Source organism: Bacillus sp. FSL K6-3431, assembly GCF_038002605.1.
In the GTDB taxonomy this organism is placed as follows: Bacteria; Bacillota; Bacilli; order Bacillales; family Bacillaceae_C; genus Lederbergia.
This window is the reverse complement of the sequence record NZ_JBBOCT010000001.1, coordinates 3,848,688-3,863,505: the sequence shown is the minus strand read 5'-3', so window position 1 is coordinate 3,863,505 and position 14,818 is coordinate 3,848,688. Positions and strand designations below refer to the sequence as shown.

Genomic DNA, 14,818 nt, shown 5'->3' with positions numbered 1-14,818 from the left:
TATATTCGATTTCTGTTTTATAGTTGCAATATGCTTGTTAAGTCCTCTTTCCCCTGATCCAACGGAAATATAGGGCGGGGAATAAATTGGTAGGGCAAGTCCTCAATTCGTTGGTAGGTTGCACCCGGTGTCATTGCTAAAATATCTAATTTGGATACGGCACTTAGTTCATCGAACAAATAACCTTGCTTTACGACAATAATGTCATAATCATTAATATTTATTCCAGCACTTGTAAAATGATTAATTGTAATAAACGAATCTCCCCGATTAGCAATTACTACATCTAAGTTGCCGACAGTGACGGTGCATACCTCACCTACCTTATCAGCGGAAACGTTTGAATATCCGAGAAGATCACCTTTTGCTTTGAGTGTACCTTCTAAGAATACTGGTGCGCTATTTTTATCATAGTCTTTTCCAACTCTTATTGAAATACGCTCCCCAACTTTGCATACATTTAATAGTTTAAAGGCTTCTTCATCAAATATTGCAGCAATAGCGATTTTCTTACTCCCTAATTCTTTTTCATTCAATAACCGAAGCAATAGTGTATTTATTCCTGGTGCACCAGCCGTAGAGTTATCTCCCGAGTCAGAGATAAAGACTGGTTTTTCTTTTTCATTTAGCGCTCTACCTATGGCCTCCTCAGGTTCAAGTACAAGTGCATCAAATTCAAATTCATTCCGCTTATTATACACATACTCTGCTAATTCCTTTGCAACTTCATCCGCTACTCCCTCATATGACTCAGAAAGTGGTGTAACAATTATAGAAGATGCTGTGTTCTCCGAATCACTCCATGCGTGGCAAATGAAGAATGATGCGGTTAAAATACCTTCCCTGTTTTCGACCTCTTCTAATTTTGCAAAAATAGATTTAAGTGGTTCAGCAGCACCAAGGGCCTTCTCTCCAGAAATCACCATTGGGAGACGAATAAAAGATGGTTTAATCATTGACCTTTTCTCTATTGCATCTATTAAGAGATGTGCTGTAATTTGCTCGGTTTCATACTGGTCGACATGTGGAACTGTACGATATGAACATACTATGTTCACATACTCATTCAGATTAATAGCATTATTCGCATGAATATCCAGGGTTAAAGATATCGGTACCTCATCTCCTACATATCCCCTTATCTCCTTTAACAATGCAAGCTCACCAGATCCGATGTTTTCTACTACCATTGATCCGTGTAAATGCAGCCAAATGCCATCAATTTCGGGCTCCGTTTCCAAAGTTGTAAGAATCTTATCGGCGAAATATCTGTATGCTTCTTGAGTGACAACCCCTGATGATAAGCCCGTTGCATAAATACTGGGAATAACCTCCACACCCCGCTTATTAAACACTTCTGTGCTAGCAAGCCGTTTTGTTATTTCTTCCCCTTCAACAAAAATAAAATCTTCTGTATTTGTTTGAAATGGATTAAAGGTATTAGTCTCATGATAAAAACTACCTACCACAATTTTCACCATTCATCACCTTCTTTAATTATTTATCAGTTTTTGATAAACATCGTAGTTATCCCTTAACAGAACCTGCTAATAGGCCCCTAATAAAGAATCGACCAGCGAATATATATATCAACATCGTTGGAAATGCCGCTAATATCGCTCCGGCCATTTGAATATTCCACTCTACAACTTGACTTCCTGCTAAATTTTGTAAAGCTACCATAACTGGATGATGGTTATGGCCTGTAATGGTAATAGCAAACAAAAATTCATTCCATATATTCGTAAACTGCCATATTCCAACTACTACAAAACCAGTTATAGATAAGGGAGCAATAACATGACTATAGGTTTTGAAGAACCCACATCCGTCTATTTGTGCTGCTTCAATCATTGACTGTGGAATACTTGCATAAAAGTTTCTAAACATTAATGTGGTAATAGGTATTCCATAAATAACATGTACAATAACTAGTCCCGTGATCGTATTGTACAAACCCATGGCTTCGATCGTCTTAATTAGTGGGATTAAAATACTTTGATAAGGTATGAACATACCTAATAATAGGATAGAAAATAACCATTCAGAGCCTTTAAATCTCCATTTCGACAGTGCATATCCATTTATGGATCCGATAAATGCTGATAATAATGTCGCAGGAATCACCATACTAAAACTATTCCATAAGTTAGGTAATAGTTCACTAAACGCAGTGAGATAGCTTGAGAGTTCAATTGATTTAGGTAAATGCCACATTGTTAAAAAGGAAACTTCCTCAAACGCCTTCAAACTAGTGACTATAAGGATATAAAAAGGAATTAAAAAAAGAATACTTAACGCTATTAATACAATATAAGTAGAAGCTCTCGAAAGGGATTTAGTCATTTACAATTCCTCCTTCCGTCTAAAAATAAATGGTATGATAAAAAACATCACTAAGAGAAGCATGAAAATAGCAATTCCTGCACCTTCTGCATAAAAGCTACCTTTAAAGGTTGTTTCATACATATAAATTGCTGGCATATCTGTAACAAAATTTGGGCCAGAACCAGTCATGGTATAAATTAAGTCAAAGATTTTTAATGATACTTGAAGCATAATTAGGATAACACCGTATGTTATCGGCTTTAATTGTGGCAGTATCACCTTCACATAAGTTTGCCATGCATTTGCACCATCCATACGAGCCGCTTCTCTTAGCTCCTCTGGAATTCCACTTAGTCCAGCCAAATACATCGCTAATGAAAAACCTGTCATTTGCCAAATAGCTGCTATAAGAACTGCTATCAACCCCAACGGAAGTCCAAATTGGATTTGAAATACTTCCCACCCCGGGAATATTGTCGTATCCGTATACCATCCAGGTGACCAACCGAACTTTTGTAGAATTAGATTGATACCGGACTCCGGATTTAGTATCCACCTCCAAGCGACCCCAGTGACGACAAAGGACATAGCCATAGGGAAAAGGAATATATTGCGGAATAGCCATTTTCCTTTTATATTCTGATCTAGTAATACGGCAAGTAGCTGCCCTAAAGCCAATACTCCAAGGATAAAAAAAATAGAGAAAAATATCATGTTTCTAATATCGGATTGGAAGCGGAAAGATTGGAATAAGTTTTTGTAATTCTCCAATCCCGCAAAGCTATAATCGGGTACTAAGGAATTCCAATTACTTAAAGACACATAGCCTGTCCATCCTATGAAAATATAAACGAAAACAGAAACCACAATAAGAGAAGGCAAAACGACAAAAAAAGGTAACCATTTATCCATCGAGAATAGTTTTCCCCGATTTTTGTTAATCAAATGAAGCCTACCCTTACCTTGTTTGTTATTCATCTGAGTCTTACTATATGCTTGCAAAGTGATTCCTCCCTTCAATAACAACCTATGGTAAAATAACTAATCTAGTTAGTTTAAAGCGGTCGTACAGACAAGCAACGACCGCTTCTTGCTAATGAATGACAATCATCTATTCCGTTATTAGAATTATTCTTTTAATAAAGGTTCGGCTTGTATAAGTAAATCAATAAACTTATCTACATTTTGCTGTGTAACAAATATATTTACAGCATCATCCAACTTAGACAAAAATCCAGCCGGTGTAGCAGAACCACCAGCTAAACTGATGGAGATAGTGGCTTTTTTGAAATCTGCAGCCGCTGATTGACTATATACTCCAAAGCTTGAGATATCTACATCGGTCCGAGCTGGAATAGAACCCTTCAGTTTATTAAACGCTTCTTGTGCCTCTGTCGAGCCTAAATACTCGACAAATTGCTCAGCTTCATCTGGGTTTTTAAGATTTTTTGGTAATCCCATTGAATCATTGACTACATTAAAAATTCCTTCTGCACCAGGGGTAGCTATCCAACCATAATCTTTTTCAGGCTCCCAATTTTTACTTTCAAAATAACCTGATTCCCAATCTCCCATTATATGCATCGCAGCCTTGTTGTTTATTAACAGATCTGCTGCATCCTGCCAATCTAGTGAACTATGATTCTCGTTTGTATAACTCAATATCTTTTTAAATGTTTCAACTGATTCACGAATCCCTTCATTATCAAACGACAAATCACCACTCAACAACTGTGCAAATTTTTCTGCCCCAAATTTCTCCAATAAGACAGTTTCAAAAACCAGAGTTGCCCATCGTGGATTTTTGTCACCTAAGGCGAATGGAATAATATCTTTCTCCTTTAAAATTTCACTCACTTCAAAAAATTCTTCAAATGTTTTAGGTGGTTCTAGGCCATATTCTGCAAAGATACTTTTGTTATACCAAATGACATTATTTCTGTGTACATTCATCGGAAGACCATAAACATGTCCATCTTTCATATTCATTTCAATAATTTTTTCTGGAAAAACTTCCTTCCAACCATTTTTCTCATAAATACTATCAAGGTTTTCTAAATATCCCGCTGTTTCCCAACGTAATAGGTCTGTTCCACCCTGGGCTTGAAATACCGCTGGAGGATCCCCCCCTTGAAGTCGGGTAGATAAAACAGCCTGCGAATTTGCTCCGCCTCCACCTGCAACAGCTGCATTTTCCACAATTATGCTTGGGTTTCTAGCACTAAATCCTTCCAAAACAGCACTCAATGCATCTGCTTCGCCACCTGCCGTCCACCAGCTTAATATTTCTAATTTCACATTCCCATCCGAATCTTTACCGTTCGTCTCTGATGATTTATTTGGATTGCATGCAACTAATACTAATAATGCAATTAAAACAATTGATATTAATATATTTTTCTTTTTTTGCGACGACATACCCAACCCTCCTACTTTATATTTTTAACCACTCTTTATAAATGAACAGCGTTAATAAGGGGTGAGTCTATTCCAGCATCAGAAAAGACCTTTGCAAAAGCTTCTTTAGACTTCTCAGCTAAGCAATCATTTGTTTCTGTTGGTTCTTCTGGAGTAAGTATTTCTTGTGAAACAATACCAGTATAATTAATTTCCTTTAATGCACTGAGAAAACCACTTAAATCAATTACACCTTCGCCCGGATAAAGCCGATCATCATCCAAAACATCTTCAATAGGTACATCTCTCGCATCATTAATATGAACATAGGCAATCTGATGTGGTTTTAAATCAAGGATATCTTGTCGTGAACCACCAATCGTATGCCAATGAAAACTATCCAACAAAACCCCTACATTACTTTCACCAATTATTTCGATCCACTCTAAAGTAGATGTAATATCATATATAAATTGATTATTCCATTTATTCCTTAAATGAAGGGGACCAACAAATTCCAGCGCAAGAGTCATCCCATACTCATTTAAAAGCCGAGCACAGAGCTTTATACGCTTTGTAAGCGCTAGCAAATAATTTATTGGATTTTCATCAGTAGATGGCATAAAGTATGTGAAAAATGTTTTGCAGTTAAAATATGAAGCCGTTTTTATATCAGCTAACAGAATCGCTAAATCATTCTTGAACTCCTCTTCTGATCTTCTCCATTCCACTGGAAAAGCTACCGAACCAATTATAACTTCTTTTTCTTTTAAAAATTCCTTTGCACCTTCTATCCCTTTTTCCTCTATCCATCTTCTTAAGTCACTTCCATTTGTATCAATAGCTCCAAATCCATTTGCTGAAGCGAGATTTATTAACTCTTCTACATTTTCAACCTTATTGAGTCCAGCCTGACTTAATCCTTTAATCATAGAATTTCCCTCCTGAAAAATTTCATAAACTACCCCATATTCGATCCTTTTTTCTTAATTGACAAGTAATTACCTTTTTACCATTACACATAATCTTTGAATATTTATATTTTGATTACTTTCACTAATTCCCCTTTCATTTTTACTGTTTTTTCATAAACCGTTTTCATACACAGTATAATCAATCCAAATAACAGATGTCAATAATTTTTTAGAAAATTTAGTCATGATACATAATTCAGAATTAACGTAAATCATTTCCTTGACAACCAAGTCTTTAAATAATACTATTTCAATAAAATGATAAGGGAATGAATTCACTTTAATGGCGAAAATACAAGATGTAGCTAGAGATGCTGGATGCTCTATATCGACTGTATCTAGGGTTTTAAATAATCCTGAAAAAGTTAATGCTGAAACCAGAGAACGAGTATTGGATAGTATCCGTAATCTAGATTATTACCCCAATGAAAAGGCAAAGTCTTTAAGCTCAAAAAAACAAAATATATCATTAGGCTTATTAATTCCTGATATTACAACGTTCTATTTTGGCGAATTATACAGAGGTATTAGCAGAACAGCCAAAAATGCAAATGTTGATTTATTGCTGCGTGATTTAGACCATGATGGCCCTTTTCAAGAACAGATGATAGATGGATTTGTATCATTAAAGAAACATGGCGTATCTGGTATTATTATATCTAGCAGAATAATTCCAGAGGAATATGATGAAGTAATTAATAGGTTAAGGATTCCGGTAATTTCAGTATTGGGGGATCATAAAAACGAAAAATATTCATCATTTAAAACAGATGATATTAGTGCATCATTTGATGCTATTACATACTTAGTTTCTCATGGTCATAAGAATATAGGAATAATAACTCCCTCACCAATTGAAAATAAATTAGTCGGCGAGCCACGATTTAGAGGTTATAAAAATGCTATAAGTTTTTACAATCTTCCGTTTAGTACAAAGCATGTTGCTTACGGAAACTTTCGTTATGAAGGTGGCTATGCCACGATGGAGCAGATACTTGCAACTCGAAACGAAACAAATATATCTGCTATTTTCGCAGCAACCGATGAAATGGCTATAGGCGCTATGAGGTGCATTCACGATAAAAACCTAAGAGTACCCGAAGATATTTCAATCATAGGCTTCGACAATCTATCGATTTCTAATATGGTTACTCCAAAGTTAACTACCGTTTCACAATCTTTTGAGGATATAGGTGTAAATAGTGTCAAATATTTAATGAAATTGCTGGAAGAACCACACACACAATTAGATAACGGAGTGAATTTTCTTCCACATCACATAGTTGAAAGAGAATCTGTCCTAAAAGTTTTATAATGATTAAAAGAAATATGTTATACTTTTTTATTCACCAGATCGGACTTAGATTTGTTAATATGTCAAAGTATACCTAATTTCACTGTTAGTTTAAGCTTAATATGACTAGCATGTTCCTCACATTATCCCAATGCTTCATGCTTCGAATAAAACTCAATTTAAAAGGTAGCTTTTCACATTATGAATATAAAGATTAGATCTTGATATACTTTTTAAAACATATATTCATAATGTTTTATCAAGTGCTGCAGCTTGTCAGCTAACCTTTAACCAAGATTAGTGTTACATAGCAATATTCTGACCAAATACAAATAAAGAGCCAAATCTCTAGGTATATCTTTACCTAGAGATTTGGCTCTTTATTATTTAAAAATAGTTTCCTTCATCACCCTAAACACATGACTCGGTTGTCTTTTCAACATTTCTAAGGGTATTTTTTCAATACTCCTGCTTATGAAATAAGATACTTCAGGGTATTAGTACTTATCGGGCCTCCAACACACCACAAATTTCTTCATTCCTGGCCAACCTCTTCATCGATCCGTTCTTTTGCTTCCCCTTCAACTGCTCAAACAATCTTTCCACAGTCCCAATCCCAACATTTTCGTATTTTGCAAGGATGACTAGCTCCCTTGGCAATTGTCCTACCGTTTCGATTTGGTCTTGGTTAAGCTGCCTGATGAGACTTGGACTCCCGGTGAATTCATCTGTAGTGAGCGGTACTTTTGATAGTTCTTCAGTGACAACGATGTGGTCGGATTTATAAAAGAAGAAAAGTTCTCCGGGACGTTCGAGCGCTAATTTCCTTCGCACTTTTTCCTCTTCAATGAATATATGGAGTTCCTCGAATAAGTTTTCATCATTCTTTTCGTTGTAGCGTTTTACATGTTTGTGCAATCCTTCTAGATTGTTTGGCAATTCGCTCATAATTCGCGCTTGTTGTTCTGCTCCAAGCTTAATAAGAAATCTTTCGGATTTGTCAAATCGTTGAGGCAAAAGGAATGCATCCCGTAAAAAATATGGGATATCAAGTTTTCGATCCTGATATGTGACCTTTCGTATTGCGGTATATCCCGGCTCCTCTGTATGTTGAGTAATAATTTCAGTGGATGCTACAGTTTCCTCATGTGTTGCTTCTTCATGCCCTTGTCCAAGTGATACCACTAAAAGTTCTTCAAGGTTTTTAAGCCTCACATCTAACTCAGTCATATCGTACTCATTCCTGTCCGTACTAGGATCCTGATAATCTGGTACCATCATATCAACTGGTCCATATACTTCGATGTACCACTTAACAATCGTGTAGATTGCTTCCCATGAAAGAAGTGCTTCTGAATATCGAAACTTCCGCACGTCATGTGCAGCCTTGTTTCCGCTCATTCTAATATGATGTAGCGCATCTATTATTTCTGTTGTCAAATAGCCTTTTTCATTCAGGAGATCAATCCGATCCTTTAATGTGGTGTACAGATCATCCATCCTTTCCGCACGGATCACTTTTTGGAGAATCGCCTCGACAAACGTTCGAGCGTGTGTCAGCATTGTGCGGGGACTTGAATAGATGCTATTTTCAAGTTCACGAGCTAAATAAGCCAATTCTTTCGAAACAGGCTCTAAAAATGTATAAAAATATGGTTGATTTTTTATCATATAACTCTCGCTTTCTCATTACCTAATGACTAGTTTCTATGTAATTTTACCATACAAAAAAAAGATGCTCCTAGTCGCTTTTTTAACATTTCTCTTTAATTCTACATAGATTGGGATTGATACATTAACAATGCGTTTATCTATCAATTGTCAAAATCATCAGCTAATAGGATCAGCTTTTCTCCACATTGTTTGGTAAAGGATGTAAATGAATCCATGAAGAAGGATAAAGAACATGAAAGAAGAATAAAGCCTCGCAATCGTAATAATGAAATGGAGTTGTAATGCAGGGATTCTATTAATGAGAAAAACCGCCCTATCTTTGATTGGCGGTTTCTCTAATCAAAAGCAAGGGCGATTAGCGTCTATTCATTTCAAGATCAGTAAAGAAGGCTGTCCTTTTGTTGCGATTTACATTTTTTAATCTTGAGATAAATAAATCCAATTTATTTCATCAAATTCTTCAATAATATAATTTGAACCTATATTTTGTAAAATCTTATTGAAAGACTCTATATTATCATCATTATCATACAAATCTTCTTGAATATATTCCTTAATAATGAAATTCGTCAAATTTGTATTATTCACAAAATCCGAAAAGTACGTTCTCAAAGTAATTGAATCTTCTTTTGTAAAAGCTTCATCATTAATTAATGAAATTCTAAAAACATTTAAAATCTTATTAATGTCTTCTTCGTCCATATAACATAAAGGATCCATTTTTTTATCTTCTTCTGTAAAAGGATTTCTAGTATCCTCAATTACTACATAAGCTAAAATATTTCCATTCTTTAATACATTGAAAATTTCTAAATCACGCAATTTTAAAATTCTATTAAGTGATATCATCGATTCCTCCTACCCAAATACTAATTTGGGATGCAATAATAATTTTCCTACAGTTATACCTACTAAAATTGCTGTTGCCCTTAAATATAATGTAGGCTTTAATATTATATCTTTCCAAGCCATTTTACTTACTTTAGTACATTCTTTATCTAATTTTTTTGTTTTTCTAACCCCTTTTTAAAACCATCCATACTTTTTATATTTTTTTTGCACAGATTTTGGAACACCAGCTGATAAGTACTGAATGTGGAATAATAGTTAAAGCAATCAGAAGCAGCAATCTCCGATACAACATGCACAATCCGTCCCGTCAAAATTCATGCTATCATAATAAAATAACGTGTTTACAGACAACTTATATACGAATCCCTACAAATTAAACATAAGCAGGTGTACGATATTGGATATCAAGCATTTACAATATTTTATCGAGGTGTCAAATTTCAATAGTTTTTCTCGTGCCGCAAATCATTTATTTATTACTCAACCGACCATTAGTAAAATGATTAAAAACTTGGAGATGGAGTTGGGGGTTGCTTTATTTGATCGGTCTCGAAAACAATTAGTGCTTACTGATGCAGGCCGCATCATTTTAGAGCAAGCAAAATTAATTGATAAAGCATTTAAGAATTTGGAAGTGGAATTGGACAATCTTACAGGACTAAAGAAGGGCCATATTCGCATTGGTTTGCCGCCCATATTTGATGCGCATCATTTTCTCAAAATTGTTGGCAGTTTTCATGAAAAGTATCCCGAGATTACTTTCCAATTAGTGGAGGATGGCTCCAAGAAAATAGAAGAAGATGTCAGAAATAATCTTCTTGATGTTGGTGTGGTTGTTCTTCCGACTAAGAACGACATCTTTGACCATTTCTCTTTTATGGAAGAGGATCTAAAGCTACTTCTTCACCCATCACACCCTCTTGCTGATAAAGAGGAAGTTAATTTAGCTGAATTGGCTAATGAATCATTCATATTGTTTAATAAGGACTTTGCCCTTAACGACCGAATTATTCATTTTTGCAATAGTGTCGGCTTTAATCCTCATATTGTTTCAGAGAGTTCGCAACGATCTTTTATTGAAGAAATGGTTGCAAGCAAGCTAGGAGTTTCTCTTTTACCTAGCAGTGTTTGCAATAATTTAAATAAAGATGTGAAGTCTGTCAAAGTGATAAACCCTTCTATCAGCTGGAATTTAGCGATTATTTGGGCCAAGAATCAATACTTCTCCTATGCTGCAAAAGAATGGCTGAAGTTCACCAAAGACCAGCTGACACGATGTTATCGAGAAAATTAATGACTCCGAAAGAAGCTTTACTTTATAGCTTCTTTCATGTCAAAAACGGCTCTTAAAAGAAGTGCAAGAAACCAAAAAGCTGATGATAGTGCAAGCAGACAGATGTGGAGGAAAAGAAAGTTAGAAAGGGAATATTCCGTTGGTTTTCACACATTGCCATCATAGGCCTCTTTAAAGTTTGTAAATTCCCCATAACCTTATAAATCTGAACTACATATCATTCTCCCGATTCATACCAAATTCCTTTTTCATACGCCCCCCAAAATGCTTATCTCCACTTCTCCTTCCCTCAGTCAAGAAGTCCCACATATAGAAGTCCTGAATCAGAATATTTAATAATCAATTTCATGAATGCAGTTTACATAAGTCCGCTGCACATTAAATTTTTTAAGAATTATTAGAAACGATATTTAAACTGGTACGTCATAATATATATAGATTAGTAATTATCAATAGCATCACAGATAGAAGGAGCTGATAACTTTTGAGAGAAATCAATAAAATTTTAACTTCTTCAAGAATATTTGATCATACTTTAATTTTCTTAGGAGTTTTGGTTTTTTATAATATTATATTTGATATTAAAATTTATATTATAAATATTTTAGTATTCACTGTTGGTTTTTATATCTTGTTAGCAATATCTGAACTAATTAGATTTAAATATAAAAAGTATTAATCAATTTAATATTGTAGTTTACATAAAACCGGATCTAGAAAGTATCTCCGCAATCAAACCCTTGTATTTCGCCATATTTATGTGAATGCAGGGGTTTTGTCCTATGTTCTAGAATAAAAAGCAGAAAGGTATTGCAAAAGATGTAGATTTCATCCCGTCCACACTAAGAATATGGTCGATTGAGAAAGCAGGATATTCATTTGAACGGAATGAAAAAAAAAACGCATTTATTATGAACACGAATTTAAGGCGGTTAGGCAATTTTAAAAAACCGTTTGCACATTCCGTACCTACGTTTATACCGATGAAGTTCGTTTATCAAAGCGTGAACTAGTAGTTGCAGAGAACCGTTTTTTGCATTGCTATACTTATACATAAACGGCATATATGAATACACTTACATAGACAAAAGCTATACTGCTGATAAAAAATAACCATTTTACTAACGGAACAATGGGGCGTACACTTGTTTTAGGTTAAAAATACCTTTTAATATATGGATTTAGTATTTATACACTAGAATCCAATCACGAAAGGAAGCAATTGTATGAAAGCAAAAAGAGCGAAAGAAAGCCGCATTGTTAATACTGCTCAAGTATTATCTTGCGATTTAAATAATTACGATACATTGTTTGGCGGCGTTTTGATGAAAAAGCTCGATGACGCTGCAACATTATCAGCACGTAGGCATTCTAGGGTGAAAGAATGTGTAACTGCATCCACCGATTCAATCGATTTTTTATATCCAATTCAACAAACTGATTCTGTCTGTGTCGAATCGTTTGTAACATATACAGGAAGAACCTCTATGGAGATTTTTTGTAAAGTTATTGCTGAAGATATCGTGAGTGGTGAGCGCCGAGTCGCATCTACGGCATTTTTAACATTTGTTGCCTTGGATGAAAATAAACGACCTGTTGAAGTTCCAAATATCATACCAGAAACAGATGAAGAGAAATTTCTTTATAAAACAGGTAAGGAAAGATCGGAAATTCGTAAATTGAGAAGACAAAAAAGTAAAGAATTAGCCGCATACATTTCATTAGAAAAGCCTTGGGACAAAAAAGTGAAGGAGGAAAAATATATGTTTACTTTATCTAGTATAGATGAATTAAAAGCCACCAAAGAAGCACTTGAGAAATTCAATAATGATTATCCAGTCCTATACAACAAACTAGTAGATGTGGTTAATCTTACACGTGCATTCCAATTCAAATATCATTATATGGGATGTTTGCTTATGGATGAAGATCCTGGTCAATATAGCCCGAAATTTGTTTACGGCTCTGTTCTCCGCTTGTATAAAAAAGAATTACAAACATTAAAGGATGATCACGATTTCCATGCGTTGGAAAATATCTTTTCTGACTTTAGAAATACTGGCTTCGCAGATATCAGTCTTTTAGTACTCGGTATGACACCTGAATCATTGGTCGGTGCTTCCAGTATTAGATAAATGGGTTCGGGAATTGAAAATCCAATACGTAGTAGCTATACCTCTCCAAAATATTAGAGAGGTATTTTTTTGCGTACATTCGCCAAAAACCGGGACGTGCCTGGCACTCAAAACAATGATACAATGAAAAAAATAAAGCAATTTTACAAAAGGAAGGTGATATGTGCATGAGCTTACCTCATGATAGAACCATTTCACTGCGAGAATTTTATACATTGCGCGAAAAGACAGATGACCTCCTAGAATATTCTGATGGGATCGTTTTTATGACTCCATCGCCATCAACTAAACATCAGCGTATTTCTGGACGCCTACATGCCAAGCTATTTCATTTTCTTGATGGGAGTGGGTGCGAAGTTTTCCACGCTCCATTTGATGTAGAGCTTCAAAGTAAAAACGCAGAAGAAAAACACATTGTCATACCGGATCTTTTGGTCATTTGCAATAAAAGCGGTTTATCGGATAACAAGTTTTCGGGTGCTCCCGATCTGATTATTGAAATATTAAGTCCGTCCAATCAATCCCATGATTTAGTTTACAAATTGAACTTATATATGCAAGCCGGGGTTAAAGAGTATTGGATCGTTAATCCAATGCTCCATATTATCCAAGTGTATCAATTAGACCCTAATGGGCAATACCAACAAGTCGATGCTCTAAAAGAAACCGGAATCATTACATCAACAATATTAAATGGCTTTCAAGTAAACCTGGATGAGATATTTGCCTAACCGGCTATTACTCCGTTCATTACTGATAAGTACGCTAATAAAAAGAGTCACTTGCCCATTTTTGAGCAATTGACTCTTTTTCACAAAGCTTGTCATTCGACAAAATTCGAGTGGTGCCTGTCACTCAAAACAAACTCAACTTATATTTTGTTGATAACAATTCTAATAATTTTATTCCACCGATACTATTACCTTTTTCGTCTAAAGCAGGACCGAAAATACCAATGCCATATTTCCCTGAAACAGTTCCCATAATACCGCCAGATACACCACTTTTAGCTGGTACCCCAATTTTGATGGCAAACTCTCCAGAAGCATTATACATGCCACATGTCACCATAAATGTTTTGCAAATACGAGCTACGTCTGTAGGCATGATTTGTTTACCACTTTGTGGATCTACTCCATCCATTGCAAACACCATACCAATTCTGGACAAATCCAAACAATTCATTTCAATGGCACACTGCTTCGTATATAACTCTATTAGCTGTTCAACGTCCTCATCTAACATTTTATGCTGCTTTATAAAATAGCATAAAGCCCGGTTTAAATGAGCCGTTTCAAATTCAGATCGTGCAACTTCTTCATTATAGCTAATGGTTGAATCGTTGGTCATTTCCCTAATAAAGGATAACAGTCGCTGGAACCTCTCATTAACAGAATTTCCTTTTATCATATGTGTCACAACAAGTGCTCCTGCATTAATCATCGGATTTAACGGTTTACCTGGGGCGATCGTTTCCAATTTGATAATTGAATTAAAAGGGTCTCCAGTCGGTTCCATGCCAACGCGCTCAAACACATAGTCCTGTCCTCTATCCATCAAAACGAGGGCTAGGCTGATCACTTTTGATACACTTTGGAGTGTAATCTTTTTTTCTATATCCCCTGCTGAAATACATCGCCCATCAGGATAATAAAGGGCTATTGATAAATCATTTGGATTTGCCTTTCCAAGTGCAGGAATATAGTCTGCAATCTTGCCCTTTTTTGTAAAGGCCCTCGCCTCTTTCACTAATACTTCTAATTCATCACTTGATTGACATGCCATATTCATCACCTTTAGTAGTATGAACTAAAGCCATTCCTATTAATCCTTCTGAATTGTTTCCGTGCCTGGCACTAGGAGTTTCATC

At 35.4% G+C, this 14,818-nt stretch carries 11 protein-coding genes and 1 pseudogene; 4 read left to right on the top strand and 8 right to left on the bottom strand.

Annotated features, from left to right (window positions below; all coding sequences use genetic code 11):
* Positions 1-17: 17 nt before the first annotated feature.
* From MHB53_RS18700 to MHB53_RS18680, 5 genes are all read right to left on the bottom strand, one after another.
* Positions 18-1,481 carry a M81 family metallopeptidase gene (locus tag MHB53_RS18700; RefSeq protein WP_340921232.1) on the bottom strand — a complete coding sequence of 488 codons (1,464 nt, stop codon included), beginning with the start codon at positions 1,479-1,481 and terminating at the stop codon, positions 18-20.
* A gap of 46 nt (positions 1,482-1,527) precedes the next feature.
* Positions 1,528-2,346, bottom strand: coding sequence for a carbohydrate ABC transporter permease (locus tag MHB53_RS18695; RefSeq protein WP_340921230.1), 819 nt, complete (start codon positions 2,344-2,346; stop codon positions 1,528-1,530).
* A complete protein-coding gene (locus MHB53_RS18690) occupies positions 2,347-3,306 on the bottom strand; it encodes a carbohydrate ABC transporter permease (RefSeq protein ID WP_445661535.1) in 960 nt (319 codons plus the stop codon). It lies immediately after the preceding gene.
* Positions 3,307-3,456: 150 nt separating this feature from the next.
* Positions 3,457-4,746 carry an ABC transporter substrate-binding protein gene (locus MHB53_RS18685; RefSeq protein WP_340921228.1) on the bottom strand — a complete coding sequence of 430 codons (1,290 nt, stop codon included), beginning with the start codon at positions 4,744-4,746 and terminating at the stop codon, positions 3,457-3,459.
* Between the two features lie 35 nt (positions 4,747-4,781).
* A complete protein-coding gene (locus MHB53_RS18680) occupies positions 4,782-5,657 on the bottom strand; it encodes a sugar phosphate isomerase/epimerase family protein (protein ID WP_340921226.1) in 876 nt (291 codons plus the stop codon).
* 325 nt (positions 5,658-5,982) lie between these two features.
* Between MHB53_RS18680 and MHB53_RS18675 the strand changes: the two genes are divergently transcribed.
* Positions 5,983-7,014, top strand: coding sequence for a LacI family DNA-binding transcriptional regulator (locus MHB53_RS18675; RefSeq protein ID WP_340921224.1), 1,032 nt, complete (start codon positions 5,983-5,985; stop codon positions 7,012-7,014).
* Between the two features lie 483 nt (positions 7,015-7,497).
* Here the strand turns inward: MHB53_RS18675 and MHB53_RS18670 are convergent, their stop codons facing one another.
* Entirely contained in the window at positions 7,498-8,664 is a 1,167-nt protein-coding gene (locus MHB53_RS18670) for a DUF4145 domain-containing protein (RefSeq protein ID WP_340921221.1), read from the bottom strand.
* Positions 8,665-9,084: 420 nt separating this feature from the next.
* Positions 9,085-9,516, bottom strand: a complete 432-nt coding sequence (locus tag MHB53_RS18665; protein WP_340921218.1) for a terpene synthase — start codon at positions 9,514-9,516, stop codon at positions 9,085-9,087.
* Between the two features lie 400 nt (positions 9,517-9,916).
* On the opposite strand from MHB53_RS18665, the gene cidR reads away from it, so the two are divergent.
* The 3 genes and pseudogenes from cidR to MHB53_RS18650 all read left to right on the top strand — a co-directional run bounded on the left by cidR (position 9,917) and on the right by MHB53_RS18650 (position 13,679).
* Positions 9,917-10,813 carry a cidABC operon transcriptional activator CidR gene (gene cidR / locus MHB53_RS18660; protein WP_340921217.1) on the top strand — a complete coding sequence of 299 codons (897 nt, stop codon included), beginning with the start codon at positions 9,917-9,919 and terminating at the stop codon, positions 10,811-10,813.
* 1,226 nt (positions 10,814-12,039) lie between these two features.
* A pseudogene (locus MHB53_RS18655) lies at positions 12,040-12,555 on the top strand (acyl-CoA thioesterase); the annotation flags it as partial.
* Positions 12,556-13,115: 560 nt separating this feature from the next.
* Positions 13,116-13,679 (top strand): Uma2 family endonuclease, encoded by a 564-nt coding sequence (locus MHB53_RS18650; protein WP_340921215.1) that lies wholly within the window; start codon positions 13,116-13,118, stop codon positions 13,677-13,679.
* A gap of 124 nt (positions 13,680-13,803) precedes the next feature.
* Here the strand turns inward: MHB53_RS18650 and glsA are convergent, their stop codons facing one another.
* A complete protein-coding gene (gene glsA / locus MHB53_RS18645; protein WP_340921213.1) occupies positions 13,804-14,733 on the bottom strand; it encodes a glutaminase A in 930 nt (309 codons plus the stop codon).
* Positions 14,734-14,818 lie beyond the last annotated feature (85 nt).

Excerpts from the sequence above, each read along its gene's own strand:
- MHB53_RS18680 (WP_340921226.1), bottom strand. The coding sequence starts at position 5,657 with ATGATTAAAGGATTAAGTCAGGCTGGACTCAATAAGGTTGAAAATGTA.
- MHB53_RS18695 (WP_340921230.1), bottom strand. The coding sequence starts at position 2,346 with ATGACTAAATCCCTTTCGAGAGCTTCTACTTATATTGTATTAATAGCG.
- MHB53_RS18700 (WP_340921232.1), bottom strand. The coding sequence starts at position 1,481 with ATGGTGAAAATTGTGGTAGGTAGTTTTTATCATGAGACTAATACCTTT.
- MHB53_RS18670 (WP_340921221.1), bottom strand. The coding sequence starts at position 8,664 with ATGATAAAAAATCAACCATATTTTTATACATTTTTAGAGCCTGTTTCG.
- glsA (WP_340921213.1), bottom strand. The coding sequence starts at position 14,733 with ATGGCATGTCAATCAAGTGATGAATTAGAAGTATTAGTGAAAGAGGCG.
- MHB53_RS18690 (WP_445661535.1), bottom strand. The coding sequence starts at position 3,306 with ATGAATAACAAACAAGGTAAGGGTAGGCTTCATTTGATTAACAAAAAT.
- MHB53_RS18650 (WP_340921215.1), top strand. The coding sequence starts at position 13,116 with ATGAGCTTACCTCATGATAGAACCATTTCACTGCGAGAATTTTATACA.
- MHB53_RS18675 (WP_340921224.1), top strand. The coding sequence starts at position 5,983 with ATGGCGAAAATACAAGATGTAGCTAGAGATGCTGGATGCTCTATATCG.
- MHB53_RS18665 (WP_340921218.1), bottom strand. The coding sequence starts at position 9,516 with ATGATATCACTTAATAGAATTTTAAAATTGCGTGATTTAGAAATTTTC.
- MHB53_RS18685 (WP_340921228.1), bottom strand. The coding sequence starts at position 4,746 with ATGTCGTCGCAAAAAAAGAAAAATATATTAATATCAATTGTTTTAATT.